Raw genomic sequence first — 24,651 nt, 5'->3', positions numbered from 1 at the left:
GCCGACCGGCATCCGCACGTGGTCGGCTCGGCGCGCTGTCAGCCGAAGAGGTCGATCGGCTTGACGATGTCGGCGTAGATGAGGAGCACCGACATCGTGATGAGCACGAGCGACATGCCGTACGCGATGGGCAGGCCCTTGGCGACGTCGACGTAGCCGGGGTCGGGGCGCCCGCGCACCCGGGCCACCGCGCGCTTGACCGACTCCCAGAGGGCGCCGGCGACGTGCCCGCCGTCGAGGGGCAGCAGCGGCACGAGGTTGAAGACGAAGAGCGCGAGGTTGAGCGAGGCGATGAGCAGCACGAGCTGGGCGAGCTTGAGCCAGTTGCCGCCCTCGTCGGCGGGCACGTCGAGCGCCGCGACCTCGCCGCCGATGCGGCCGACGCCGACCACGGAGATGGGTCCGTTGGGGTCGCGCTCCCCCGAGCCGAAGGCGGCCTGCACGACGCCGACCATCTTCTGCGGGATCTTCACGACGACGGATGCCGTCTGCACCGTCTGCTCCCAGACGAACGCGGGTGCGTCGTAGATCGGCTTCTTGACCAGCTCCTGCGCCGGGGTGACGCCGAGGAACCCGACGCGGCTCAGCACGAGCTGGCCGTCGCGGGTGACCGGCTGTCCCTGGGCGTCGAAGGTGGGTCGCTGCAGCGCCGCCGGGGTGACGGTGAGCGGCACCTGCGCGTCGCCGCGCTGCACGACGAGGCGCAGCGGCGTGCCGGCGCTGTCGCGGATGAGGGCGGTCACCTGGTCCCACGTCGAGATCGACTGACCGTTGACGGAGACGATGCGGTCGTCCGCCTTCAGCCCACCGGCCGCGGCCGGCGACTGCGGGTCGCCCGTCGCGCATTTCGGCTGCGGCACCTGCAGGGTCGGGGCGGCCGTCGGGACGCACGACGACAGCAGTCCCACCTTGGGCACGACCTGCGGCAGGCCGTACAGCGTGATGACGCCGGTCAGCAGCACGAAGGCGATGACGAGGTTCATCATCGGCCCGCCGAGCATGATGACGATCTTCTTGGCGGGGTGCAGCTTGTAGAAGACGCGGTCCTCGTCGCCCGGCTGGATCTCGACCATCGAGTCGTTGCGGGCTTGGTCGACCATCTGGCTGAAGCGCCCGGTCGAGAGCTCGCGCAGCTCGCCGGGCCGGTCGCCGGGTCGTGGAGGCAGCATGCCGATCATGCGGACGTAGCCACCGAGCGGGATGGCCTTGACCCCGTACTCGGTCTCCCCCCTGCGGCGTGACCAGACCGTCGGCCCGAAGCCGACCATGTACTGCGTCACCTTGACGCCGAACTTCTTGGCCGGCAGGAGGTGGCCGATCTCGTGGAGCGCGATGGACAGGGCGACCCCCGCGAACACGATGAGGACGCCGAGGACGAAGAGCACGGCCCATTCTCACACCGCCACGCTGTGAAACCGATCCGCTCGACCGGGGGGTGCGTGCGGTGGCCCTTTGCACCCCGCGGGCTTTCGCACGCAGCCGCGCACGTCAGGGGCCGGCGATGCCCGGCGACGCCCAGCGACGTGCGCCCCCCGTGCGGGGCGTCACACGCTGACGGCTCGACAGCCGCCGGGCCTGATTCACAGGCGGCTAGGCCGTCCGGGCGGATGCCGCTTCCCGGGCCCACGCGTCGGCGGCCAGCACGTCCTGCAGGGTGAGATCGGCGTCGCGGTCGGATGCCGGTTCGGCGCCGTACGCGTCGACGACCGCGGTCACGGTGTCGACGATGTCGACGAACCCCAGCCGACCCTCGTGGAACGCGTCGACGGCGACCTCGTTCGCAGCGTTGTAGACGGCCGGCCAGGTGCCGCCCGCCTCCCCCACCCGACGGGCGAGGGCCACGGCCGGGAACGCCTCGTCGTCGAGCGGCTCGAAGTCCCACGACTGCACCTTCGTCCAGTCGACGGGGACGTCGGCGTCCGCGACCCGCTCGGGCCAGCTGAGGCCGAGGGCGATGGGCACGAGCATGCGGGGCGGACCGGCCTGGGCGATGGTCGAGCCGTCGACGAACTCGACCATGGAGTGGATCATCTGCTGCGGGTGCACGACGACCTCGATGGCGCTGAACGGCACGTCGAAGAGCAGGTGCGCCTCGATGACCTCGAGGCCCTTGTTGACGAGCGTGGCCGAGTTCGTCGTGATGACCCGCCCCATCGAGAAGTTCGGGTGCGCGAGCGCCTGGGCCGGGGTGACGTCGGCCAGCTCGGGCCGTGACCGGCCCCGGAACGGACCGCCGCTGGCCGTGACGACGAGCCGCCGCACCTCCTGCGACCGGCCCCCGCGGAGGCACTGTGCGATGGCGGAGTGCTCGCTGTCGACCGGCACGATCTGGTCGGCCCCGGCGACCGCCTTGACGAGGGGGCCCCCGATGATCAGCGACTCCTTGTTGGCCAGGGCGAGGGTCGTGCCCGCGCGCAGGGCGGCGAGGGTCGGCTCGAGCCCGATGGCGCCGGTGATGCCGTTGACGACGACGTCGGCCTCGCGCCCGGCCAGCTCGGTGCTGGCCCGGTCGCCGACGAGCAGCTCGGGGTCGTAGCCGCGGACGCCGGCACGGTCGGCGGCCGCCGCGAGCGCCGACGCCAGCTCGTCGCTGGTGGCCGAGGCGGCGGCGACCACCGGCACCCGGAGCGTCACGGCCTGCTCGGCCAGCAGGGTGACGTTGCCGCCGGCCGACAGCCCGACGACCTCGAACCGGTCGCGGTTGCGCTGCACGATGTCGATGGCCTGCGTGCCGATCGAGCCGGTCGAGCCGAGCAGCACGACGCGGCGCGCGCGCTCGCCGGAGGGACTGGTGGGCTGCACGGCATCCGTCACCCGGACAGTCTCGCGCATCCCCGGAAAGCTCCGATGCTGCCCGCCCCCCGCGCGCCGGCTTGCTCCTCGAACAAACCGTTCGAGGTCGAGCGCGCCGGCGGGCGTCGAACGCGCCCGTGCACCGACGCGTTCGAGCACCAACAACGCGTTCGACCTCTAACGGTTTGTTCGAGTAAGCGGGGGCGGGGTGGCCAGGTTGGGGAAATCAGGGGGGCGGGCGGGGCGGAGCCGGGCCGTCGACCGGGGCGGATGCCGGGTGTCTCGGGCAGGATGGCGTCGTGCCCTCCACCCGCAACCGCCCCGCCCTGCTCGCGGTGCTGGCCGTCGCCGTCCTCGTGCTGGCCTGGCTCGTCGTCCGGTCCGCCGGAGGGTCGGGCCCGGATGCCGGCCAGCCCGACGCGCGACCCGGCGCGGTCGCGTCGTCGACCGACCCGGCATCCGGGCTGCCCTGGATCGCCGAGTCGGCCCTGCCGGCCCAGGCCCGGCAGACGCTCGCCCTCATCCGGGCGGGCGGCCCGTACCCCTACCCACGCAACGACGACAAGACGTTCGGCAACCGGGAGCGGCTGCTGCCCCGCGAGCCCAGCGGCTACTACCGCGAGTACACGGTGATCACCCCCGGCGAGGGCGACCGCGGGGCGCGCCGCATCATCACCGGACGCGAGGGCGAGAAGTACTGGACCGCCGACCACTACGACTCCTTCAGCCGCATCCGGGAGGGGTCGTGACCACCCTGCTCGGCGCCCACGCCGAGGTCGACGACCACCTCGAGGCCCTGCGCATCCGCGGGCACGACGTCATCGTCGTCACGGCCGGCGTCGACAAGGCCACCACGCTCGACGCCTTCGCCCGCGCGCTCGACCTGCCGACGTGGTTCGGCCACAACTGGGACGCCCTCGCTGACGCGCTGCGCGACTACGACGGTCCCGAGGGGCGCAGCGCGCGGCTGGGCCGGCCGGTCGAGCTCGTCGTCGACCACGCGAAGACGTTGCGCGACACCGACTCCCACACGTGGAGCACGCTGCTCGACGTGCTCGACGAGGTCGAGCACGAGCGCGACGACCTCACCGTGACGGTCGTCGCCCGCTGACCCGCCTCAGAGCCGTCTCAAAGCCGTCCCAGAGCCGTCTCAGAGCTGCAGGCCGATGTACTTCGTCTCGAGGTACTCGTCGATGCCTTCGAAGCCGCCCTCACGGCCGACGCCCGAGCTCTTGACCCCGCCGAACGGCGCGGCCGGGTTGCTGACGATGCCCTGGTTGACCCCGACCATGCCGTACTCGAGCGCCTCGGCCACGAGCAGCGCGCGTGACACGTCACGGGTGAAGAGGTAGGCGACGAGGCCGTACTCGGTGTCGTTGGCGAGGCGCACCGCCTCGTCGTCGTCGGTGAAGGTCGACACCGGGGCGACGGGGCCGAAGATCTCCTCCTTGGCCATCTCGGCGTCCGGGGGGACGTCGGCGATGACGGTCGGCGGGTAGAACCAGCCCGCTCCGCTCGGCACCTCCCCGCCGACGAGGACGCGGGCGCCCTTGCCGACGGCGTCCTGAACGAGCGAGCTCACCTTGTCGCGCGACTTCTCGTCGACGAGCGGGCCGACGTCGACGCCCTGCTCGGTGCCGCGACCGACGGTGAGGGCGCCCATGCGCTGCGTCAGCTTGGACGTGAACTCCTCGGCCACCGAGGCGTGGACGTAGAACCGGTTGGCCGCCGTGCAGGCCTCACCCATGTTGCGCATCTTGGCCAGCATCGCGCCCTCGACGGCCTTGTCGACGTCGGCGTCCTCGAAGACGAGGAACGGCGCGTTGCCGCCGAGCTCCATCGAGACCCGCAGGATGCCGCCCGCCGCCTGCTCCATGAGCGTGCGGCCCACGGGGGTCGAGCCGGTGAACGTCAGCTTGCGCAGGCGGGGGTCGCGGATGAGCGGCTCCATGACGTCGCCGGTGTGGCTCGTCGTCACGACGTTGAGCACGCCGTCGGGCAGGCCGACCTCGCGCAACAGGTCGGCGAGCGCGAGCATCGTCAGCGGGGTCTGGGTCGCCGGCTTGACGACCATCGTGCAGCCCGCGGCGATGGCGGGGCCGATCTTGCGGGTCCCCATCGCGAGGGGGAAGTTCCACGGCGTGATCATCAGCGTGGGCCCGACCGGCTGCTTGGTCGTGAGCAGGCGCGTGGCGCCGTTGGGGGCGGTGGCGTACCGGCCGCCGATGCGCACGGCCTCCTCCGAGAACCAGCGGAAGAACTCGCTGCCGTAGGTGACCTCGCCCCGCGACTCGGCGAGGGTCTTGCCCATCTCGAGCGTCATGAGCAGCGCGAACTGCTCGGCCCGCTCGGAGATGAGCTCGAAGGCCGACCGCAGCAGCTCGCCGCGGTCGCGCGGGGGCGTCCTCGCCCAGTCGGCCTGAGCCGCCACGGCGGCGTCGAGGGCGGCGCGGCCGTCCTCGACGGTCGCGTCGGCCACCGTCGCGAGCACCGACCCCGTCGACGGGTCGTGCACGTCGATGCGGTCGCCCGAGGCCGATTCCCGCCACTGCCCACCGATGAAGAGACCCGTCGGGACCGACTCGAGGACCGACTCCTGCGTCACTGCTGCTGCCATGCTCGCACCCTACTCATCCCCGCTCAGCGCTCGTCCTGGCCCCACGGGGAGCCGTACCCGGCCGGCTGTGGGGCGGCAAGCAGGGTGAGGAACGGCTCGGCGTCGAACGCCTCGGGGCCGAGCACACCCGACCCCGACCAGACCCCGGTGGCGAGCAGCTCGAGCGCGACGACGGGGTTGACGGCGGTCTGCCAGACGACGCACTGGGCGCCGTAGCGCTCCATCGACCAGGTGTTGTCGACGACGTGGTGCAGGTAGGTGCGGCGCGGCTGCCCGTCCGTGCCCGTGCCGGTGACGAAGAGCCCGGCGCAGGTCTTGCCGGTCAGCCGCGGCCCGATCGTGGCGGGGTCGGGCAGCACGGCGGCCACGACGTCGCGGGGGCTCACCTGCACCCCCTTGACCGTCACCGGCTCGGTGCGGTCGAGACCTAGAGCGCTGAGCACCTTGAGGATGCCGATGAACTCGTCACCGAGCCCGTACTTGAAGGTGACCCGCTTCGCCTCGACCCAGCGCGGCATGAGGAGCACCTCCTCGTGCTCGACGTTGACGCACTCGACCGGGCCGATCCCCTCGGGGAAGTCGAACACCTCGGGCTCGCTGAAGGGCTCGGTCGTGAACCAGCCCCGGCCCTGCTCCCAGACGACGGGCGGGTTGAGGCACTCCTCGATCGTCGTCCACATGGAGAAGCTCGGGGCGAAGACCTCGTTGCCGTCGTCGTCGCGGACGACGAGGTTCGCGCCGTCCCGCACGCCGAGCTCGTCGATCTCGCTGAAGAGGTGGTCGGCGGCGTACCGGGCGAAGACGTCGGAGAGGCCCGGCTCCACCCCGATGCCGACGAGCGCGAGGCGGCCCTGCGCCTCCCAGTCCCCCGCGGCCGCGAACTGCTCGTCACCGAGCTTGACCCCGGTCTCGCTGAAGGGCCTCTCGGGGTGGCGCTGCGACAGGCTCATCGCCATGTCGAGGTAGTCGGCGCCGGCCGCCATCGCCCCCTCGAAGATCGGCATGACGAACTTCGGGTCGACGGCGTTGAACACGTGGGTGGCCCCGTGCTCGCGGGCGAGCGCGGTGACGGCATCCGCCGACGACGCGTCCACCCGCGCGGCGACGAAGCGTGACTCCCCCGGATGCCGGTCGGTGACGTCCGCGACGGTGCGCTCGGCCCGCGCGAGGTCGTAGTCGGCGACGACCCACCGCTCGAAGAAGCCGCGCTCGGCGGCGATGCGGGCGGCGGCGTCGCCGACACCGCCGGAGCCGACCATGAGGACCCTCATGCGGTCTTCGCCCTCCGGAGGTTGCCGACGACCTGGGCGCCGATGACGAGCAGGACGGCGATGAGGAACATCGAGAAGCCGATCACGTTGGCCTGGGCGGGGATCCCGCGCAGGTAGGAGGTGTAGACGAACTTCGGGAACGTCGTCTCGTCGCCCGAGACGAAGTTGGTGATGATGAAGTCGTCGAAGCTGAGCGAGAAGGCGAGCAGGGCCGCCGAGACGATGCCGGGGAGCACGAGCGGGAAGGTCACCCGCCAGAAGGTGCCTCCCGGCCCCGCGTAGAGGTCCTGCGCCGCCTCCTCGAGCCGCGGGTCGAGGCTCTGCAGCCTGGCCTTCACGGTGACGACGACGAAGCTGATGCAGAACATGATGTGCGCGATGACGATGGTCCAGAACCCGAGCCGTAGGCCGGTGCTGCCGAAGCCCTGGACGAAGATCGTGAGGAGGCTGGCGCCGAGCACAATCTCGGGGGTGGCCATGGGGATGAAGATGATGAGGTTGCTCGTCGACTGGCCGCGGAAGCGGTGGCGCACGAGGGCGAAGGCGATCATCGTGCCCAGCGCCGTGGCGACGAGGGTGGCGATGACCCCCACCTGCAGCGAGACGACGAGGGAGTCGCACGCCCCGGGCGCCCCGCAGGGGTTCTGCCAGTGCTTGAAGGTGAAGCCGACCCACGTGATGTTCGACTTGCGGTAGTCGTTGAACGAGAAGGCGAAGGTGTAGGCGACCGGCACGAAGAGGTAGACGAGCACGAGCAGCGCGACGATCATCGCGACGTGGTCGGCCACCCAGCGCTTGGCCGAGGTGAGGGCGGTCATACGAGCTCCTCCGTCCCGAAGCGCCGGATGTAGAGGAAGACCATGACGAGGATGATCGCCATGAGCGTGAACGACAGGGCCGCCGCCGTCGGGAAGCCGCCGAGGACGCGGAAGAACTGGCTCTCGATGACGTTGCCGACCATCTTCGTGCTGCGGTCGCTGCCGAGCAGCTCGGCGTTGACGTAGTCGCCCGCCGCCGGGATGAAGGTGAGCAGCGTGCCGGCGATGACCCCGGGCATGCTCATCGGCAGCGTCACGGTGCGGAAGGTCGTGAACCCGTTGGCGTACAGGTCTCCCCCGGCCTCGATGACCTTGGGGTCGGCCCGCTCCAGCGACGCGTAGATGGGCAGCACCATGAAGGGCAGGAAGTTGTACGTGAGGCCGGCGACCACCGCCACCCACGTCTCGGTGATGTGGCCGCCGGGCAGCAGGTGCAGTGCGTTGAGCGTGCTGGCCACCGGCCCCTCGTCGGCGAGGATCTGGCGCCAGGCGATGGTGCGCAGGATGAACGAGGTGAAGAACGGCGCCACGACGCAGATGAGCATGATGTTGCGCCACCGCCCGGCCTTGAAGGCCATGGCGTAGGCCAACGGGTAGGCGAGGGCGAAGGCGAAGAACGTCGCGAGCCCGGCGAAGAGGAACGACCGCCCGAAGTGGCCGGCGAACTCGGTGAAGGCGCTCCAGTAGTTGCCGACGTTGACGTCGCGGTAGTAGTAGCCCGGGTAGCCGGGGAACTGCGACTGCAGCGACACCGCACCCAGCTGCACGAGCGGCCAGACGAAGAACACCGCGAGCCAGAGCATCCCGGGCAGCAGCAGCGCGTAGGGCAGCCAGCGACGGCCGCGGCGCGTGGCTGCGGGGTCCGGGCCCCCGTCGGGCGGGCCGCCGGCAGGTCCTCCGGGGGCGCCGGGCGTCCCCGCCGGACGCGAGGCGAGGGCGACGCTCATGACGCGGCCGCCACGGCGCGCGCCTCGTCGTCGACGTCGTCGGGCGAGTCGGCCGACCCGACGGTCGCCGGCACCCGGTCGGTCGCCGGCACGGCGAACGCGTGCCCGGGGTCCCACGCGAGCCACACCTCGTCGCCCCGGTGGATGGTGCCGCGCTCGACGTCGAGGTTCTGCTCGTAGACCGCCCACGTCGCGCCGCTGGCGACCCGGACGAGGTACTGGGTGGCGACGCCGGTGAAGCTGACGTCGGTCACGGTGCCGCGCACGTCGTTACCGACCCCCTCGGGGCGGTCCTCGTGGATGCGCACCTTCTCGGGCCGCACGCCGAACACGAGGTCGTCGCCGGTCGCCGACGAACGCGACTGCAGCACACGGACGCTCGTGCCGGCGACCTCCGCGACGAGGTGGTCGCCGTCGCGGCCGGTGACGCGGGCCTCACCGAGGTTCGACTGCCCGAGGAAGTTGGCCACGAAGGCGGTGCGGGGCAGGTCGTAGAGCTCCTCGGGCGCCCCCATCTGCTCGATGTGCCCAGCGTTCATGACGGCCACGGTGTCGGCCATCGTCATGGCCTCCTCCTGGTCGTGCGTCACGTGGATGAAGGTCAGACCCACCTCGGTCTGGATGCGCTTGAGCTCGACCTGCATCTCGCGGCGCAGCTTGAGGTCGAGGGCGCCGAGCGGCTCGTCGAGCAGCAGCACCTCGGGCCGGTTGACGAGCGCGCGGGCCAGCGCGACACGCTGCTGCTGGCCACCGGAGAGCCGTGTCGGCTTGCGTGCGGCGAGGTGGGACATCTGCACGAGGTCGAGGGCGGCGTCGGCGAGCGACCCGGCATCCTTCTGCTTGCGGCGTTTCGGCCCGAAGGCGACGTTGTCGCGGATGGTCAGGTGCGGGAAGAGCGCGTAGCTCTGGAACACCGTGTTGACGGGCCGCTCGTAGGGGCGCGACCCGGTGAGGTCGGTCTCACCGATGAGGATGCGGCCGCTCGTGGGCTGCTCGAGGCCCGCGACCATGCGCAGCGTCGTCGTCTTGCCGCACCCCGAGGGGCCCAGCAGCGCGAAGAAGGAGCCGCGCGGCACGTCGAGGGTGAGGTCGTCGACGGCGGTGAAGGACGCGAACGACTTGGTCACGGCGTCGAGGTGCAGGTCGCCCGTCGCGCTGCGGAAACCGGAATCGGCCATCAGTTGCCCACCACCTTCGCCCAGGCGGCGCTGTAGTCGCTGTCCTCCTGGGAGCTGAGGGCCCGGAAGCCCTGGATGTTGTTGTCCTTGATGTAGCTCTCGCTGGGGAAGATGAAGGGGCTGTCGGCGAGGTCGGGGTCGATCTTCTCCATCTCCTCCTTCGCACCGTCGACGGGGCAGACGTAGTTGACGTAGGCCGCGACCTGCGCCGCGATGTCGGGGCGGTAGTACCAGTCCATGAGCGCCATCGCGTTGCGGCGGTGCGTCGAGGTGATCGGCACCATCATGTTGTCCGACCAGATCGTGCCGCCCGACTCGGGGATGACGAACTGCCAGTTGTCGTTTCCCGTCTCGGCGCGCAGCACGAACAGGTCTCCGCTCCAGACGATCCCGGCCACGGCGTTGCCGCTCTTGAGGTCCTCGAGGTAGCTGTTGCCCTTGATACGGCGGATGAAGCCGTCGCGGACGCGCTTGTCGATCTCGGCGAAGGCCTTCTCGACGGCCGCCTTGTCGAAGGCGCCGGAGATGTCGACCCCCTGCTGCTGCATGACCAGCCCTGCGGTGTCCCGGAACTCGCTGAGCACGACGATGCGTCCCTTGAGGTCGTCGGCCCACAGGTCGTCGAGCGACTTCAGCTCGCGACCCACCTTCGACTTGTCGTAGCCGATGCCGGCGAAGCCCGACTGCCACGTGATGGAGTGCTCGCGGCCCGGGTCGAACGAGACGTCCTTGAGCGAGTCGCGCATGTTGCCCACGTGCGGCATCCGGATGAGCTCGAGCGGCTGCACGAGCTGGTCGCGGATGATGCGGTTGGCCATCCAGTCGGTGAAGACGAAGACGTCGCGGTCGATGTCCTGCTTGGCCCTCAGCTGCGGCGCGATCTTGTTGAAGTACGAGTCGTTGTCCTCGATGTCGACGGCGTACGTCGCCTTGATGCCCGTCGCCTTCTGGAACGCCTCGAGGGTCGGGTAGCGCGTCGCGCTTTCGTCCTGGTCGAGGTAGGCGGTCCAGTTGGCGAAGGCGACGGTCTTCTCCGTCTCGGACAGGTCCTTCGGCAGCGTGAGCGCGGCCGCGCCGCCGGCCGGGGGCAGCGGCGGCGCGCAGGCAGCGAGCCCGAGGGCGGCCGCCCCGAGTGCGCCGCCGCGCAGCAGGTTTCGCCGGCTGAGCCCGGTGGCGCCGAGCCCGGCGAGGGCTCGCACCGCCGGGTCGGCGGGAGGTCGTCGTCTCACGTCTGCTCCTTCGTGCAGGGGTCTCCCCCGAGCCGGGCGGCCGGAGGCGGCCCGCCCCCGAGCAGACGTCGGTCGGTGGCGGGTGGTGCAGGTGGTGCTCCCCGAGTGGTGCAGCCCTGTGGCGGTGGTCCCGACCCGCGGGTCGGGACCACCCGTCGTCAGGACTCGATGTTGGCCATGACGTGCTTGATGCGCGTGTAGTCCTCGAACCCGTACATCGACAGGTCCTTGCCGTAGCCGCTGTGCTTGAAGCCGCCGTGCGGCATCTCGGCGACGAGCGGGATGTGGGTGTTGATCCAGACGCAGCCGAAGTCGAGCTTCCTGCTCATGCGCATGGCGCGGCCGAAGTCGCGGGTCCACACGCTCGAGGCGAGGCCGTACTGCACGCCGTTGGCCCAGGCGAGCGCCTCGGCCTCGTCGGTGAAGCGCTGCACGGTGATGACCGGGCCGAAGATCTCGTCCTGGATCTGCTCGTCGTCCTGGCGCAGGCCGGCGAGGACCGTCGGCTCGTAGTAGAACCCCTCACCGAGGGCGGCGACGCGGGAGCCGCCGGTGACGAGCCGGGCGTGGTCGGGCAGCCGGTCGACCATGCCGGAGACGTGGCCCATCTGGTTGACGTTGTTGACCGGCCCGAACAGTGCGTCCTCGTCGTCGGGGCGGCCGACCTTGGCCGAGCCCTTGGCGTACTCGGCCAGCGCCGCGACGAAGTCGTCGTGGATCCGCGGGCCCGCCAGCACGCGGGTGGCGGCGGTACAGTCCTGACCGGCGTTGAAGTAGCCCGCCGTCGCGATGCCCTCGACGGCGGCCTCGATGTCGGCGTCGTCGAAGACGACGACCGGGGCCTTGCCGCCGAGCTCGAGGTGCACGCGCTTGACGTCGTGCGACGCGCTCTGCGCCACCTGGATGCCGGCCCGCACCGACCCCGTGATGGCGACCATCGCGGGGGTCGGGTGCTCGACGAGGTGGCGGCCGGTGTCGCGGTCGCCGGTCACGACGTTGAAGGTGCCCTCGGGCAGGAACTCCGAGGCGATCTCGGCCAGCAGCAGCGTCGTCTCGGGCGTCGTGTCGGACGGCTTGAGCACGACGGTGTTGCCGGCGGCGAGGGCGGGGCCGATCTTCCAGACCGCCATCATCATCGGGTAGTTCCACGGGGTGACCTGGCCGATGACGCCGATGGGCTCGCGCCGGACGAACGACGTGTGACCGGCGAGGTACTCACCTGCGGCCCGGCCCTCGAGCACCCGGGCGGCGCCGGCGAAGAACCGCAGCTGGTCGACCATCGGAGGGAGCTCCTCGCTGGCCGTCAGGGCGTAGGGCTTGCCGGTGTTCTCGGCCTCGAGGTGCACGAACTCGTCGGCGCGCTTCTCGATGGCGTCGGCGAACTTCAGCAGCGCCTGCTGACGCTCGCTCGGCGTCGTCTCGCCCCACGTCTCGAAGGCCGTCGCCGCCGCGCCGTAGGCCGCGTCGACGTCGGCCTTGCTGCTCACCGGCGCGTGGGCGACCACCTGGGCGGTCGAGGGGTCGACGATGTCGGTCGTCGCTTCGGTCTCGGGGTCGACGTAGGTGCCGCCGACGAAGTTGCGAAGACGTCGGGGTGTCGAGGTCTGGGGAGGCGCTGAGGTCATGGCGGCATGCTAGACACGCACTGGTGGAATCGGAAGGCTTCTCGCAGAGAAACTTCGGAATCCGCATCTACAGGGCTTGCCAACGACGTGATCCACAGGTCACCATGTGGACATGGCGACCATCCGGGGCACCCAGCCCGCCACGCCGACATCCGCGCCGTCGAGACGGCTCGACAGCACCGGCAGCACCGGCAGCACCGGCAGCACCGGCAGCACCGGCAGCACCGGCAGAAACGGCGTCGGCCACGCGGCCGCGGGCCCGTCGTCCACGGCCTCCACTCCGACGCCGATGCGCCGCGGCAGCCGCAGCTCGACGACCCTCGACGACGTGTCGAAGCAGATCATCGAGCTGCTGCAGCACGACGGCCGCAAGAGCTACGCCTCCATCGCGGCCCACGTGGGGCTCTCCGAGGCCGCCGTGCGCCAGCGGGTGCAGCGGCTGCTCGACGCCGACGTCATGCAGATCGTCGCAGTCACCGACCCGCTGCAGGTCGGCTTCCAGCGCCAGGCCATGGTGGGCCTGCGGGTCGAGGGCGACATGACGCCGGTGGCCGAGGCGCTCTCGGCGATGGACGAGGTGACCTACGTCGTCACGACCGCCGGCAGCTTCGACGTGCTGGCCGAGGTCGTCTGCGAGGACGACACGCACCTGCTCGACCTGCTCACCACCCGCATCCGCACCCTCGCCGGCGTCACCGCCACCGAGACGTTCGTCTACCTGAAACTCAACAAACAGCTCTACAACTGGGGAACACGATGACCACGACGACGCAGGACCTCACCACCGACGCCAGTGCCTCGCGCACCCCGGCCGGCACGCCGCACGCGGAGGCCGCGCGCGACCACCTCTGGATGCACTTCACCCGCCACTCCGTCTTCGAGGACACCGCCCACGGCGGCCTCGGCCAGTCGGTGCCCATCATCACCAAGGGCAAGGGCTGGCAGATCTGGGACGACAAGGGCAACGAGTACATCGACGGCCTGGCCGGCCTCTTCGTCGTCCAGGTCGGCCATGGCCGCGAGGAGCTCGCCGAGGCGGCCGCCAAGCAGGCCAAGGAGCTCGCCTTCTTCCCGCTCTGGAGCTACGCCCACCCCAAGGCAATCGAGCTCGCGGAGCGCCTCGCGGCGTACGCCCCCGGTGACCTCAACCGCGTCTTCTTCACGACCGGTGGCGGCGAGGCCGTCGAGTCGGCGTGGAAGCTGGCGAAGCAGTACTTCAAGCTGACCGGCAAGCCGACCAAGCACAAGGTCATCTCGCGGGCCGTGGCCTACCACGGCACCCCGCAGGGCGCCCTGTCGATCACCGGCATCCCCGCGGCCAAGTCGATGTTCGAGCCGCTCGTGCCCGGCGGCCACAAGGTGCCGAACACGAACATGTACCGCGCCCCCGAGCACCTGCGCGACGACGAGAAGGCCTTCGGCCGCTGGGCTGCCGACCGCATCGCCGAGGCGATCGAGTTCGAGGGCGCCGACACCGTCGCCGCCGTCTTCCTCGAGCCGGTGCAGAACTCGGGCGGCTGCTTCCCGCCGCCCGCCGGCTACTTCGAGCGGGTCCGCGAGATCTGCGACGAGTACGACGTGCTGCTCGTGTCCGACGAGGTCATCTGCAGCTTCGGGCGCATCGGCTCGATGTTCGCGTGCGACGACTTCGACTACGTGCCCGACATCATCACCTGCGCCAAGGGCATGACGAGCGGCTACTCCCCCATCGGCGCGATGATCGCGAGCGACCGCCTCTTCGAGCCGTTCAAGAAGGGCCACACCTCCTTCCCGCACGGCTACACCTTCGGTGGTCACCCGGTGTCGGCCGCCGTCGCGATGGCCAACCTCGACATCTTCGAACGCGAGGGCCTCAACGACCACGTCAAGCAGAACGGGCCGGCCTTCAAGAAGACGCTCGAGAAGCTGCTCGACCTGCCGCTCGTCGGCGACGTCCGCGGCGCCGGGTTCTTCTACGGCATCGAGCTCGTCAAGGACAAGACGACGCGTGAGACCTTCAACGACGACGAGGCCGAGCGCCTGCTGCGCGGCTTCCTGTCCAAGGCGCTCTTCGAGGCCGGCATCTACTGCCGCGCCGACGACCGCGGCGACCCCGTCGTGCAGCTCGCGCCCCCGCTCATCATGGGCCAGGAGCAGTTCGACGACATCGAGTCGCGGCTGCGCTCGGTGCTGACGGAGGCCGAGAACCACCTCTGACCCCGCACCCCCACCCGTCGAGAGGCCGCTTCCCGACGCACGCCGGCCACCCGGCATCCGTGACCGTACGGATGCCGGGTGGCTGCGTTCGGCGGAACGGTGGACCGGGGGCGTTCGTTGGGTAGGACGAACGATGCCGTCGGACACCCGTCCGGCGCCTGCGACGCCGACGCAAGGAGATCACCGTGGGGTTCCTCGACAAGCTGCTGGGGCGCGAGCCACTGCAGCAGACCCAGCGCCAGCAACCGCCTGCCCCGACCGGACAGCCGTACGCGACGCCCGAGCCGCGCGGCGGGGCATCGGTCGAGGACGAGAAGGCCATCGCGCGCTACAAGTACCTGTTGCGCACCGCGCCGCCCGAGGACATCGAGAAGGTGCACGCCGAGGCCTTCCAGCAGCTGAGCCCCGAGCAGCGCCAGCAGGTGCTGCAGCGGATGAACGAGGACCTCCCCCAGTCGGAGCGTCCCGCGAGCGACCAGCCCGCCGACCTCGCCCGCAGCGCGACGCGCGCGGAGCTGCGCCAGCCCGGCTACATGCAGCGCAGCTTCGGCGGCGGTGGCGGCATGGGGATGGGCGGCATGATCGCCGGCTCGATGCTCGGCACCATCGCCGGTGTCGTCATCGGCTCGAGCATCGCGAACGCCCTCATGGGTGGCTACAACGACTCGCCGGAGGCGGCCGACGCCCAGGACAACGCGGGCGATGCCGGTGACGGCGGCGACGCCGGCGGCGCAGACGGTGGCGACGGCGGTGACGCGGGCGGCGATGCGGGCGGTGACGCCGGGGGCGCCGGTGGGTCCGACTTCGCCGGTGACGGCGGCGGCGGAGACTTCGGTGGCGGGGGCGGCTTCGGCGGCGGGGACTTCGGTGGCGGAGGCGACTTCGGTGGCGGCGGGGACTTCGGCGGGTTCTGACCGGCATCCGGTCTGAGTACCGGCGCCTGACGACGGGGCCCTGGCGCGGGTGCGCCACCCCTGCGCTCCGACGGGGGCGGCGCACCCGCGCCGCCCCCGTCGGCGTGCCCGGGCTCAGACGCCGGCGACGGCGTGGAACAGGCCGGCGATCGCGACGATGACCGGCACCGACACGAAGGTGCTGATGAAGATGACGTCACGGGCGAGGTTGACCTCACGGCGGTAGCGGACCGCGTAGGTGAAGACGTTCTGCGCCGTCGGCAGCGCCGCGGTGACGACGACGGCGAACAGGCCTTGGCCGCGCAGCCCGAGCGCCAGTCCGATGCCGAGGGCGACCGCAGGCATGACGAGCACCTTGAGGCCGACGACGGTCCAGACATGGCCGGCGCTCCGGCCGGCCGCCGGGCGCGGACCGCGGCGCAGCGAGATCCCGAACGCGACGAGCATCGAGGGCACGGCCATGCCGCCGAGCAGCTCGACGGGCGACGCGATGACACGCGGCAGCTGCACGTCCAGCACCGCGATGAGCAGCCCGGCGACGGCGCCCAGGGTGATGGGGTTGGTGGCCATGCGGCGCAGCGAGCGCCCGAGCGACGGGCGCTCGCCCCGTGCGTCGTTGTCGAACAGGGCCATGGCGACGGGCGTGATGACGAGCAGCTGCAGCAGCAGGGTCGGCGCGACCCAGGCGACGTCACCGAGCACGTAGAGCGCGATCGGGATGCCGAGGTTGCCGGCGTTGACGTAGCCCGCCGAGAGACCGCCGATGACGCGCGAGCCCAGCGTGGCGGTGGGCCAGCGCCAGCGGGCCAACAGCAGGTAGAGGCCGACGACCATGACGAACGCGAGCAGCGACGCCAGCAGGTTGCGACTCAGCACGGCGTCGAGTGGGGTGCGTTGCATGACCGTGAGCAGCAGGGCGGGCGAGGCGACGTGGAAGGCGAGCTTGCTCAGCGTCACCTGCGCGCCCTCGTCGAGCACCCGGTAGTGCGCGAGGAGCCACCCGACGGCGACGATGACCGCGATCGTCGCGAACCCCTCGAGCACCCCCACCATGGGGCGATCGTCGCAGGATGCCGGGGGGCGCGGTGCGCGGGTCCGCCACGTGTGCGCTCACCCGCCGGGCGGGCGCCGACGGGCGGACCGGCGGCGACCGGCATGATGCCGGGATGGAGATCGAGTCGCTGGCCGCCCTGGACGACCGGCTCGCCGACGGGGCTCCCCTGCGCGGGCTGCGGCTGCAGCACCTCGACCTCACCGGCTGGGGGCCGCGTCTCGTCGGCCGTGACCTCACCGGGCTCGTCGTGCTCGGGGGTACCGTGCCGACCGACGTGACGGAGGTGCTGCTCGCCGGCGGCGCCATCGTCTTCCCCGGTCTCGCCGACGCGCCGGTCGACCCGTGGCGCGGTCTCTACGCCCCCGAGGACCTCTACGCCGGCGTCGAACAGGGCTACGCCGGCACCCCCGACGCGCGCGCCTACCGGTGGTTCGTCGACGCGGCGATGCGCACGGACGCCTACGCCACCCTCGTACGGGCGATCCACGACGACTCCGTCACCGACGCGCTCGACGAGTTCGTCGACGCCCGAAGCGTCGTCGGGGTCATGGGCGGCCATGCGCTGCACCGGGGCTCCGCTGACTACCGGGCGGCCGCGCTGCTCGGTCACCGGCTGGCGGAGCACGGCCACCTCGTGGCCACGGGCGGTGGGCCCGGCGCCATGGAGGCGGCCAACCTCGGCGCCCTCACCGACGACGCCGACCGTCTCGACGCCGCCCTCGACCACCTCGCCGACGTCCCGTCGTTCCGCCCCGACGTCACCCCGTGGGCCCGCCGCGCCCTCGAGGTGCGGCTGGACGTGCTCGGCGTGCCGCACCGCAGCGTCGGCACGGCGATGGGCTCCACCGCCCGCTCGCTCGGCATCCCGACGTGGTTCTACGGCCACGAGCCGCCCAACGTCTTCTGCGACGCGGTGGCGAAGTACTTCTCCAACGCCATCCGCGAGGACGGTCTGCTCGCACGCTGCACCGGCGGCGTCGTCGTGCTCGGCGGGGCGGCCGGCACCGTACAGGAGATCTTCCAGGCGGTGACGCCGCTCTACTACGCCACGGGCGAGGCGCCGCTGCCCCCGCTCGTTCTCGTCGGCCACGAGCACTGGACCGACACCGTCCCCGTCTGGCCGGCCCTGCGCGCCCTGGCCGCCGGGCGCCCCATGGCGGATGCCGTCCACCTCGTCGACGACGTCGCGGACGTCCCCGACCTCATCCGGGGCTGACCGCTCCCCCGCCGTCGCGCAGGACGGGGGCGAGCGCGTCGAGCACACCGGCATCCTCGATCGTGGCGGGCACGGTGGGTGACCCGCCGTCTGCCAGCTCACGCATCGTGCGTCGCAGGATCTTGCCCGAGCGGGTCTTGGGCAAGGCGCTGACGACGTCGACCCGGCGCAGGGCGGCGACCGGGCCGACCTCCTCCCTCACGCGGGCGACGAGCTCGGCCCGGATGAGCTCGCCGTCGGTCGCGGCGTCGACCCCGGCCTTGAGCACGACGAGCGCCCGGGGCACCTGTCCCTTCAGGTCGTCGGCGACGCCGATGACCGCGCACTCGGCGACGGCGGGATGGCCGGCCAGCGCCGCCTCGAGGGAGCCGGTCGAGAGCCGGTGCCCGGCTACGTTGAGCACGTCGTCGGTGCGCCCCATGACGAAGAGGTAGCCGTCGTCGTCGACGTGCCCGCCGTCGCCGGTGAGATAGTGGCCGGGGTAGGTGGACAGGTAGCCGGAGACATAGCGCTCGTCGTCGTTCCACAGGGTCGGGAGCGTCCCCGGCGGCAGCGGCAGCCGCACGCAGATGGCCCCCTCCTGCCCGGCCTGGAGCTCGTCGCCCCGGTCGTCGAGCACGCGCACGTCAAAGCCCGGCGCCGCGACGGTCGGCGACCCCGGTTTGAGGGGCATCAGCCCGATCCCCTTGGGGTTGATGGCGATCGGCCACCCCGTCTCGGTCTGCCACCAGTGGTCGATGACGGGCACGCCGAGCGCGTCGGTGGCCCACTGGTAGGTGTCGGGGTCGAGGCGCTCACCGGCGAGGAAGAGTGCGCGCAGGCTGGACAGGTCGTACCTGCCCACGAGCTCGGCAGCGGAGTCCTCCTTCTTGATGGCGCGGAAGGCGGTGGGAGCGGTGAAGAGGGCCACGACGCCGTAGTCGTCGACGACGCGCCAGTACGCCCCGGCATCCGGGGTGCCGACCGGCTTGCCCTCGTACAGCACGGTGGCCGCGCCGGCGAGCAGCGGCCCGTAGACGATGTACGAGTGGCCGACGACCCAGCCGACGTCGCTGGCGGTGAACATCGTCTCCCCCGGGTGCACGTCGTAGAGGTTGCCCATCGACCAGGCGAGGGCCACCGCGTACCCGCCGCTGTCGCGGACGACACCCTTCGGTCGGCCGGTCGTGCCCGACGTGTAGAGCACGTAGAGGGGGTCGGTCGCGGCGACGGTGACGCAGTCGGCGGGTTCGGCGTCCGCATCGACCTCGTCCCACGTCATCTCCTCCCAGTCGGTGTCGCGCTCACCTACCGCTGCGGGGCACTGCTCACGCTGGAGCACGATGACCGACTCCGGCTTGTGCGCGCTGCGGCCGAGGGCGGCGTCGAGCATCGGCTTGTACTCGACGACGCGAGTGGGCTCGACGCCACAGCTGGCCGACACGACCACCTTGGGCTTCGCGTCGTCGATGCGGGCCGCGAGCTCGGCCGGGGCGAAGCCGCCGAAGACGACAGAGTGCACGGCGCCGAGGCGGGCGCACGCGAGCATCGTGATGACGGCCTCCGGCACCATCGGCAGGTACACGACGACGGTGTCGCCCTTCTCGACCCCGAGGCTCGAGAGAGCGCCGGCGAACCGGGCGACGCGGGCGAGCAGCTCGTCGTACGAGTAGGTGCGCCGGATGCCGGTGACGGGCGAGTCGTAGTGCAGCGCCGGCTGCCCGCCCCGCCCCGCGGCGACGTGCCGGTCGAGGGCGTTGAAGCAGACGTTGAGCTCGCCGTCGGGGTACCAGCGGTAGAACGGCGGGTTCGAGTCGTCGAGGGCCCGCGTCGGCCGGCTCACCCAGTCGATCCCGTCGGCGGCCTCGAGCCAGAACGACTCCGGCTCGTCGAGGCTGCGTCGGTAGACCTGTCGGTACCGGCTGACGGCGTCGTCGCTCATGCGCCCACTGTGCCCGCAGGCGGGCCCGTCCACCACCCTTGGCCGCCGTTGGACACGAACGCCGGCGATGCCCGCCCTCCGCGACATACGGTTGCGGCCATGCCGACTACCGAGACGTCGCCCTCGACCCTGACGCTGACCCTCGCCGCAGTGCTCGAGAGCGCCGGCATCGAACCGCGCGACGCCCTGGTGATCCGTCATGCCTACGTGCGCGAGCACGCGGACGGATCCAGCGGGATCCACGCCGACTCCACCGACGACGAGGTGCTCGAGTACACGGCCGTCCACTCGACGAACCCCCGGATCTTCCCCACACGTCCCCCGTCGACGTGGGTCGTCTTCCTCGCGGAGGGCGGGGACCGGGCCCGTCCCTGGGGCGTCGTCGACAACCACGGCGAGGTCGGCGTGGAGGGTGTCCGCCGACGGTTCGCCGTCTCGCGGTCACAGCGGATGCAGGACCTCACCAACCGTCTCGTGATCGGGTGGCGCTCCCCGCGCACCTGGCGTCTCAGTGCATCGACCGCGGGGTCCTACCCCGTGGTGGAGATCGCCGACTCACAGCCGATCCCGTTCCCCGGCTTCGACGCTCTGACACTCGAACACGCTCAGCTGCAGGCCGTCATGCGCGAGCACCGGTACGCGTCGTGGCGGACCGCGCTCGCCTCCGTCGCCGGTGTCTACCTCATCACCGACACAAGGGACGGTCGCCACTACGTCGGCAAGGCCGACGGCGCAGAGAGCATCCGGCAGCGATGGGGCGCCTATGCCACCAACGGGCACGGGGGCAACGTCGAGCTGCGGGCGCTCGACCCGTCCAGCTTCAGGTTCTCACTGCTCCGCGTCTTCGACCCGTCGACACCGATGCGGGAGATCGACGCGGCCGAGAGCCATTTCAAGCGCGCTCTCGACACGCGGCGTCACGGCCTCAACCGCAACTGAACCCCCGGGGGGCCGAGGTCAGGCGGTGGAGGCGGCGAGCTGGCCGCAGGCGCCGTCGATGTCCTGACCGCGGGTGTCACGGATCGTCGTCGGGATGCCGGCCGACCGCAGGCGCTCGACGAAGTTCTGCTCCACCCCGGGGCGTGAGGCGGTCCACTTCGAGCCCGGCGTGGGGTTGAGCGGGATGGGGTTGACGTGCACCCAGCCGCGACCGCGCCGGTTGAGCTTCTCGCCGAGCAGGTCGGCGCGCCAGCCGTGGTCGTTGATGTCGCGGATGAGGGCGTACTCGATCGAGACCCGGCGGCCGGTCGCCTCGAAGTAGCGGTAGGCGGCGTCGAGCGCCTCGTCGACGGACCAGCGGGTGTTGATCGGGACGAGCTCGTTGCGCAGCTCGTCGTCGGGAGCGTGCAGCGAGAGCGCGAGCGTCACCGGGATGCCCTCGGCGGTCAGCTTGTCCATGCCGGGGACGAGCCCGACGGTCGACATCGTGACGCCGCGGGCGGAGATCCCGAGCCCGTCGGGCGCCGGGTCGGTGAGCCGCCGGATGGCGCCGATCGACGCCTTGTAGTTGGCCAGCGCCTCCCCCATGCCCATGAAGACGACGTTGCTGACCCGCAGGGGCGTCTCGCGGTCGCTGTCGCGCTCGTCGTCGGAGCCGCCGGCCAGCTCGCCCCGGCGCAGAGCCCGAGCCGCCCACACGACCTGCTCGACGATCTCGGCGGTCGACATGTTGCGGGTGAGCCCCGCCTGCCCGGTCGCGCAGAACGGGCAGTTCATGCCGCAGCCCGCCTGGCTCGAGATGCAGATGGTGACCCGCTTCGGGTAGCGCATGAGCACCGACTCGACGATGGCCCCGTCGTGCAGGCGCCACGCGTACTTCATCGTCTGGCCGTCGTCGGCCTTGCGCTCGACGATCGGCGTCAGCAGCGGCGGCAGCAGGTCGGAGACGAGCTGACCCCGTACCGCCTTGGGCAGGTCGGACATCCGCTCGGGGTCGTCCTCGAGCCGCTCGAAGTAGTGGGTCGAGAGCTGCTTGGCCCGGAAGCTTTTGTGCCCCAGCGACTCCACGGCATCCTTGCGCTCGGCCGGCGTGAGGTCGGCGAGGTGCCTCGGCGGCTTGCCCCGTCGGGGGGCCGTGAAGGTCAGCTGGCCCGGCCGCGGAGCCGACGTGGTCGGCTCGGGCAGGGCCACGGGCTGCGGGGCGGGGGTGGTGTCAGGCGTCTCGGTCATCGCCCCTCCAGTGTCTCAGGTGAGCGGGTCGGGCACGCAATCGCGCACCTGCCGGCGCACACCGCGCCGAGGCGGCCGACGACCTCAGGATGCCGGGTGGCCGCCTCACAGGGCCGACGCCGGGTGCGCGTCAGGCGGGGACGAGCAGCGCCAGGACGGCCCAGACGACCGGCGCGACGACGATGAGCGAGTCGAGACGGTCCATGATGCCGCCGTGGCCGGGGAGGATGTTCGACATGTCCTTGATCCCGAGGTCACGCTTGATGAGCGACTCCATGAGGTCACCGAGCGTGGCGAGGCAGGCGACACCGATGCCGAGGGCGATGCCGACGACCCACGAGGCGTCGAGGAACAGGTGCACGGTCACCGACCCGCCCACGATGCACAGCAGCACCGAGCCTCCGAAGCCCTCCCACGACTTCTTCGGGCTGATCGACGGCGCCATGGGGTGCCGGCCGAACAGCACCCCGGCGGCGTAGCCGCCGACGTCGCTGCAGACGGTCGTGATGAGAAAGACGAGCATGCGCCCGACCCCGTCTTCGGGCGCCAGCAGCATGATGGCGAAGCCGACGAGGTAGGTCGGATAGGTCGCGACGAAGACGCCGCCGAGCACGTCGCGCCCGGCGCCCTCGACGGGCCCGACGCCGCGCCACAGCAGCGTCGCCGCGCACGTCAGGGCCCAGGCGACGGTCAGCGCCCCCGGCCCGTGGGTGTACGCCGCCCAGATCATGGCGACCGAGCCGACGGCCGCCGGCAGCAGCGGCGCGTGGACGCTCGCCTGCCGCAGCGCCGCCCGCAGCTCCCAGATGCCGATGAGCACCGCCGCGCCGACGACGTAGAGGAACGCCTCCTTGCGGAAGGCGAGGCTGACGACGATGACGACGCCGAGGCCCAGGCCCACCCCGATCGCGGCGGGCAGATCACGCCCGGCGCGGGAGGGCCGCCGGGTGACGACCTCCTCGGGCGGGATGCCGGCGACGTCGTCGAGCGCCGGGTCGTACGGCACCGGCTCGAGCAGCCCCTCGTGGTGCTCCTCGAGCGGCCCCTCGGGCTGCCGGTCGGAAGGCCGCCGGGGGTGCCCCACGGGCGGCTGCGACGGTGGCGGGTCGGTCGTCATCGCTGTCCGGCTCCCCGGCTGACGTCGAGGTCAGACCTCGAGCAGCTCGGCCTCCTTGGTCTTGAAGAGCCCGTCGACGAGGTCGGTGTGCTTCTTCGTCAGGCCGTCGAGCTCCTTCTCGGCGCGGCTGCCGTCGTCCTCGCCGACCTCGCCGTCCTTGACCAGCTTGTCGATGTCCGTCTTGGCCTTGCGGCGGATGTTGCGCACCGAGACGCGGGCGTCCTCGGCCTTGGTGTTCGCGAGCTTGATGTACTCGCGGCGGCGCTGCTCGGTCAGCTCGGGCATGACGCAGCGGATCTGGTGGCCGTCGCTGCTCGGGTTGACCCCGAGGTTGGAGTCGCGGATCGCGCGCTCGATGTCGCCCATCGCCGTCTTGTCGAAGGGGATGACGAGGATGGTGCGCGGCTCGGGGTTCTGGAACGAGGCGAGCTGCTGCAGTGGTGTCGGCGCCCCGTAGTACTCGACCATGAGCTTGTTGAACAGGCCCGGGTTGGCGCGGCCGGTGCGGATGCCCGCGAAGTCCTCCTTGAGGACCTCGACGGCCTTGTCCATCTTCTCCTCGGCCTCGAACATCGTCTCGTCGATCATGGTGGTGCGTCCTCGTCCCGTGGGTCGTCTGCGTCGTGCTGGCGTGCGTCGTGGTGGCGGTCGTGCGCGTCGCCGGGTGGTGCGGTGTGGCCGGTGGCCCGGCGTGTCGTGCGGCGTACCCCGCGCGGGGGTCCCGGATGCCGGGAGGCCACCTCACGGCATCCGTGCCGTCTGTCGGGTGGTGCGTCTCAGGCGCTGGTGACCAGCGTGCCGATCCTCTCACCCGACAGGGCGCGGGTGATGTTACCCGCGCCCTCCATGCCGAACACGATCATCGGCAGCTTGTTGTCCATGCAGAGGCTGAAGGCGGCCGCGTCGACGACCCGCAGGCCCATGGCCAGGGCGTCGCCGAACGTGACGGTCTCGAGCTTCTTCGCCTCGGGGTTGACCTTGGGGTCGGAGTCGTAGACCCCGTCGACGCCGTTCTTGGCGATGAGCACGGCATCGCACTTGATCTCGAGTGCCCGCTGCGCGCTGACGGTGTCGGTCGAGAAGTACGGCATGCCGGCGCCTGCCCCGAAGATGACGACGCGCTTCTTCTCGAGGTGGCGGATGGCGCGGCGCGGGATGTAGGGCTCGGCCACCTGCGTCATGTGGATGGCCGACTGCACGCGCGTCTCGACTCCCTCCTTCTCGAGGAAGTCCTGCAGGGCGAGGCAGTTCATCACCGTGCCGAGCATGCCCATGTAGTCGGCGCGGGTGCGGTCCATGCCGCGCTGCTGCAGCTCGGCGCCGCGGAAGAAGTTGCCGCCACCGATGACGACGGCGATCTCCACACCGCTCTCGACGGCGGCGGCGATCTGCTTGGCGATGCCGTGCACGACGGCAGGGTCGAGGCCGATCTGGCCCCCACCGAAGACCTCGCCCGAGAGCTTGAGGAGCACCCGGCCGAGAGCGGGGTACTGGGCGTCGTTCATGACGGAGGGCCTCCTCGTGGGCAGCGTTCCGGCGGTCGCCCGATCCTTCCACACCACCCACCCGGGGGGCGCATCGAGGGC

Annotated in this window: 22 protein-coding genes; 7 read left to right on the top strand and 15 right to left on the bottom strand. The window is 71.4% G+C overall.

Annotation, left to right across the window (positions count from 1 at the left end; all coding sequences use genetic code 11):
* Positions 1–38: 38 nt before the first annotated feature.
* Positions 39–1,385, bottom strand: coding sequence for a M50 family metallopeptidase (locus tag DFJ68_RS04870; protein WP_121031484.1), 1,347 nt, complete (start codon positions 1,383–1,385; stop codon positions 39–41).
* Between the two features lie 205 nt (positions 1,386–1,590).
* Positions 1,591–2,832: a 1-deoxy-D-xylulose-5-phosphate reductoisomerase gene (gene dxr / locus DFJ68_RS04865; RefSeq protein WP_121031482.1), complete on the bottom strand. Its 1,242-nt coding sequence runs from the start codon at positions 2,830–2,832 to the stop codon at positions 1,591–1,593.
* Positions 2,833–3,092: 260 nt separating this feature from the next.
* Between dxr and DFJ68_RS04860 the strand changes: the two genes are divergently transcribed.
* The gene (locus DFJ68_RS04860; RefSeq protein WP_121031480.1) at positions 3,093–3,542 is read left to right on the top strand and encodes a guanyl-specific ribonuclease; all 450 of its coding nucleotides are present in this window, start codon (positions 3,093–3,095) and stop codon (positions 3,540–3,542) included.
* Positions 3,539–3,904: a barstar family protein gene (locus DFJ68_RS04855; RefSeq protein ID WP_121031478.1), complete on the top strand. Its 366-nt coding sequence runs from the start codon at positions 3,539–3,541 to the stop codon at positions 3,902–3,904. Before DFJ68_RS04860 ends, DFJ68_RS04855 begins: the two co-directional genes overlap by 4 nt.
* Before the next feature lie 39 nt (positions 3,905–3,943).
* Here the strand turns inward: DFJ68_RS04855 and DFJ68_RS04850 are convergent, their stop codons facing one another.
* From DFJ68_RS04850 to DFJ68_RS04820, 7 genes are all read right to left on the bottom strand, one after another.
* Positions 3,944–5,410: an NAD-dependent succinate-semialdehyde dehydrogenase gene (locus DFJ68_RS04850; RefSeq protein WP_121031475.1), complete on the bottom strand. Its 1,467-nt coding sequence runs from the start codon at positions 5,408–5,410 to the stop codon at positions 3,944–3,946.
* A gap of 23 nt (positions 5,411–5,433) precedes the next feature.
* A complete protein-coding gene (locus DFJ68_RS04845; protein WP_121031473.1) occupies positions 5,434–6,681 on the bottom strand; it encodes a saccharopine dehydrogenase family protein in 1,248 nt (415 codons plus the stop codon).
* A complete protein-coding gene (locus DFJ68_RS04840; RefSeq protein WP_121031471.1) occupies positions 6,678–7,499 on the bottom strand; it encodes an ABC transporter permease in 822 nt (273 codons plus the stop codon). Before DFJ68_RS04840 ends, DFJ68_RS04845 begins: the two co-directional genes overlap by 4 nt.
* On the bottom strand, positions 7,496–8,446 hold the full coding sequence (locus DFJ68_RS04835) for an ABC transporter permease (RefSeq protein ID WP_121031469.1): 951 nt from the start codon (positions 8,444–8,446) through the stop codon (positions 7,496–7,498). Before DFJ68_RS04835 ends, DFJ68_RS04840 begins: the two co-directional genes overlap by 4 nt.
* On the bottom strand, positions 8,443–9,624 hold the full coding sequence (locus DFJ68_RS04830) for an ABC transporter ATP-binding protein (protein ID WP_121031467.1): 1,182 nt from the start codon (positions 9,622–9,624) through the stop codon (positions 8,443–8,445). The genes DFJ68_RS04835 and DFJ68_RS04830 overlap by 4 nt, the downstream gene beginning before the upstream one ends.
* Positions 9,624–10,853, bottom strand: a complete 1,230-nt coding sequence (locus tag DFJ68_RS04825; RefSeq protein ID WP_121031465.1) for an ABC transporter substrate-binding protein — start codon at positions 10,851–10,853, stop codon at positions 9,624–9,626. Before DFJ68_RS04825 ends, DFJ68_RS04830 begins: the two co-directional genes overlap by 1 nt.
* Before the next feature lie 158 nt (positions 10,854–11,011).
* Positions 11,012–12,478 carry a gamma-aminobutyraldehyde dehydrogenase gene (locus DFJ68_RS04820; protein WP_121031463.1) on the bottom strand — a complete coding sequence of 489 codons (1,467 nt, stop codon included), beginning with the start codon at positions 12,476–12,478 and terminating at the stop codon, positions 11,012–11,014.
* 289 nt (positions 12,479–12,767) lie between these two features.
* On the opposite strand from DFJ68_RS04820, the gene DFJ68_RS04810 reads away from it, so the two are divergent.
* From DFJ68_RS04810 to DFJ68_RS04800, 3 genes are all read left to right on the top strand, one after another.
* Positions 12,768–13,238, top strand: coding sequence for an Lrp/AsnC family transcriptional regulator (locus DFJ68_RS04810; RefSeq protein WP_121031461.1), 471 nt, complete (start codon positions 12,768–12,770; stop codon positions 13,236–13,238).
* Positions 13,235–14,674 (top strand): aspartate aminotransferase family protein, encoded by a 1,440-nt coding sequence (locus DFJ68_RS04805; protein WP_121031459.1) that lies wholly within the window; start codon positions 13,235–13,237, stop codon positions 14,672–14,674. Before DFJ68_RS04810 ends, DFJ68_RS04805 begins: the two co-directional genes overlap by 4 nt.
* A 185-nt stretch (positions 14,675–14,859) precedes the next feature.
* Entirely contained in the window at positions 14,860–15,588 is a 729-nt protein-coding gene (locus tag DFJ68_RS04800; protein ID WP_121031457.1) for a hypothetical protein, read from the top strand.
* A gap of 114 nt (positions 15,589–15,702) precedes the next feature.
* On the opposite strand, the gene DFJ68_RS04795 is transcribed toward DFJ68_RS04800, so the two are convergent.
* A complete protein-coding gene (locus tag DFJ68_RS04795; protein ID WP_121031455.1) occupies positions 15,703–16,641 on the bottom strand; it encodes an AEC family transporter in 939 nt (312 codons plus the stop codon).
* A 113-nt stretch (positions 16,642–16,754) separates the two neighbouring features.
* On the opposite strand from DFJ68_RS04795, the gene DFJ68_RS04790 reads away from it, so the two are divergent.
* Positions 16,755–17,858, top strand: coding sequence for an LOG family protein (locus DFJ68_RS04790; RefSeq protein WP_121031453.1), 1,104 nt, complete (start codon positions 16,755–16,757; stop codon positions 17,856–17,858).
* Here DFJ68_RS04790 and DFJ68_RS04785 read toward each other — a convergent pair.
* Complete coding sequence (locus DFJ68_RS04785) at positions 17,845–19,779, bottom strand: acetate--CoA ligase (protein ID WP_121031451.1); 1,935 nt, start codon at positions 19,777–19,779, stop codon at positions 17,845–17,847. The two genes, DFJ68_RS04790 and DFJ68_RS04785, sit on opposite strands and share 14 nt — an antisense overlap.
* A gap of 99 nt (positions 19,780–19,878) precedes the next feature.
* Between DFJ68_RS04785 and DFJ68_RS04780 the strand changes: the two genes are divergently transcribed.
* A complete protein-coding gene (locus DFJ68_RS04780; protein ID WP_245963473.1) occupies positions 19,879–20,718 on the top strand; it encodes a GIY-YIG nuclease family protein in 840 nt (279 codons plus the stop codon).
* 18 nt (positions 20,719–20,736) lie between these two features.
* Here DFJ68_RS04780 and rlmN read toward each other — a convergent pair whose 3' ends face one another.
* From rlmN to pyrH, 4 genes are all read right to left on the bottom strand, one after another.
* Positions 20,737–21,948, bottom strand: a complete 1,212-nt coding sequence (gene rlmN / locus DFJ68_RS04775; protein WP_121031449.1) for a dual-specificity RNA methyltransferase RlmN — start codon at positions 21,946–21,948, stop codon at positions 20,737–20,739.
* 130 nt (positions 21,949–22,078) lie between these two features.
* Positions 22,079–23,065, bottom strand: coding sequence for a phosphatidate cytidylyltransferase (locus DFJ68_RS04770; RefSeq protein ID WP_121031447.1), 987 nt, complete (start codon positions 23,063–23,065; stop codon positions 22,079–22,081).
* Positions 23,066–23,095: 30 nt separating this feature from the next.
* Complete coding sequence (frr, locus tag DFJ68_RS04765; RefSeq protein ID WP_121031445.1) at positions 23,096–23,653, bottom strand: ribosome recycling factor; 558 nt, start codon at positions 23,651–23,653, stop codon at positions 23,096–23,098.
* Between the two features lie 188 nt (positions 23,654–23,841).
* Positions 23,842–24,570 carry a UMP kinase gene (pyrH, locus tag DFJ68_RS04760; RefSeq protein WP_121031443.1) on the bottom strand — a complete coding sequence of 243 codons (729 nt, stop codon included), beginning with the start codon at positions 24,568–24,570 and terminating at the stop codon, positions 23,842–23,844.
* Between the last annotated feature and the right edge of the window lie 81 nt (positions 24,571–24,651).

Origin of the sequence: Terracoccus luteus (assembly GCF_003635045.1) — a bacterium.
In the GTDB taxonomy this organism is placed as follows: Bacteria; Actinomycetota; Actinomycetes; order Actinomycetales; family Dermatophilaceae; genus Terracoccus; species Terracoccus luteus.
The sequence above is the reverse complement of the archived record's forward strand: the minus strand, read 5'-3'. Positions and strand labels throughout refer to the sequence as shown.

Excerpts from the sequence above, each read along its gene's own strand:
- DFJ68_RS04770 (WP_121031447.1), bottom strand. The coding sequence starts at position 23,065 with ATGACGACCGACCCGCCACCGTCGCAGCCGCCCGTGGGGCACCCCCGG.
- DFJ68_RS04845 (WP_121031473.1), bottom strand. The coding sequence starts at position 6,681 with ATGAGGGTCCTCATGGTCGGCTCCGGCGGTGTCGGCGACGCCGCCGCC.
- DFJ68_RS04835 (WP_121031469.1), bottom strand. The coding sequence starts at position 8,446 with ATGAGCGTCGCCCTCGCCTCGCGTCCGGCGGGGACGCCCGGCGCCCCC.
- DFJ68_RS04810 (WP_121031461.1), top strand. The coding sequence starts at position 12,768 with ATGCGCCGCGGCAGCCGCAGCTCGACGACCCTCGACGACGTGTCGAAG.
- DFJ68_RS04785 (WP_121031451.1), bottom strand. The coding sequence starts at position 19,779 with ATGAGCGACGACGCCGTCAGCCGGTACCGACAGGTCTACCGACGCAGC.
- dxr (WP_121031482.1), bottom strand. The coding sequence starts at position 2,832 with ATGCGCGAGACTGTCCGGGTGACGGATGCCGTGCAGCCCACCAGTCCC.
- DFJ68_RS04830 (WP_121031467.1), bottom strand. The coding sequence starts at position 9,624 with ATGGCCGATTCCGGTTTCCGCAGCGCGACGGGCGACCTGCACCTCGAC.
- frr (WP_121031445.1), bottom strand. The coding sequence starts at position 23,653 with ATGATCGACGAGACGATGTTCGAGGCCGAGGAGAAGATGGACAAGGCC.
- DFJ68_RS04780 (WP_245963473.1), top strand. The coding sequence starts at position 19,879 with ATGCCGACTACCGAGACGTCGCCCTCGACCCTGACGCTGACCCTCGCC.
- DFJ68_RS04795 (WP_121031455.1), bottom strand. The coding sequence starts at position 16,641 with ATGGTGGGGGTGCTCGAGGGGTTCGCGACGATCGCGGTCATCGTCGCC.
- pyrH (WP_121031443.1), bottom strand. The coding sequence starts at position 24,570 with ATGAACGACGCCCAGTACCCCGCTCTCGGCCGGGTGCTCCTCAAGCTC.
- DFJ68_RS04805 (WP_121031459.1), top strand. The coding sequence starts at position 13,235 with ATGACCACGACGACGCAGGACCTCACCACCGACGCCAGTGCCTCGCGC.
- DFJ68_RS04850 (WP_121031475.1), bottom strand. The coding sequence starts at position 5,410 with ATGGCAGCAGCAGTGACGCAGGAGTCGGTCCTCGAGTCGGTCCCGACG.
- DFJ68_RS04820 (WP_121031463.1), bottom strand. The coding sequence starts at position 12,478 with ATGACCTCAGCGCCTCCCCAGACCTCGACACCCCGACGTCTTCGCAAC.
- DFJ68_RS04840 (WP_121031471.1), bottom strand. The coding sequence starts at position 7,499 with ATGACCGCCCTCACCTCGGCCAAGCGCTGGGTGGCCGACCACGTCGCG.
- DFJ68_RS04790 (WP_121031453.1), top strand. The coding sequence starts at position 16,755 with ATGGAGATCGAGTCGCTGGCCGCCCTGGACGACCGGCTCGCCGACGGG.
- rlmN (WP_121031449.1), bottom strand. The coding sequence starts at position 21,948 with ATGACCGAGACGCCTGACACCACCCCCGCCCCGCAGCCCGTGGCCCTG.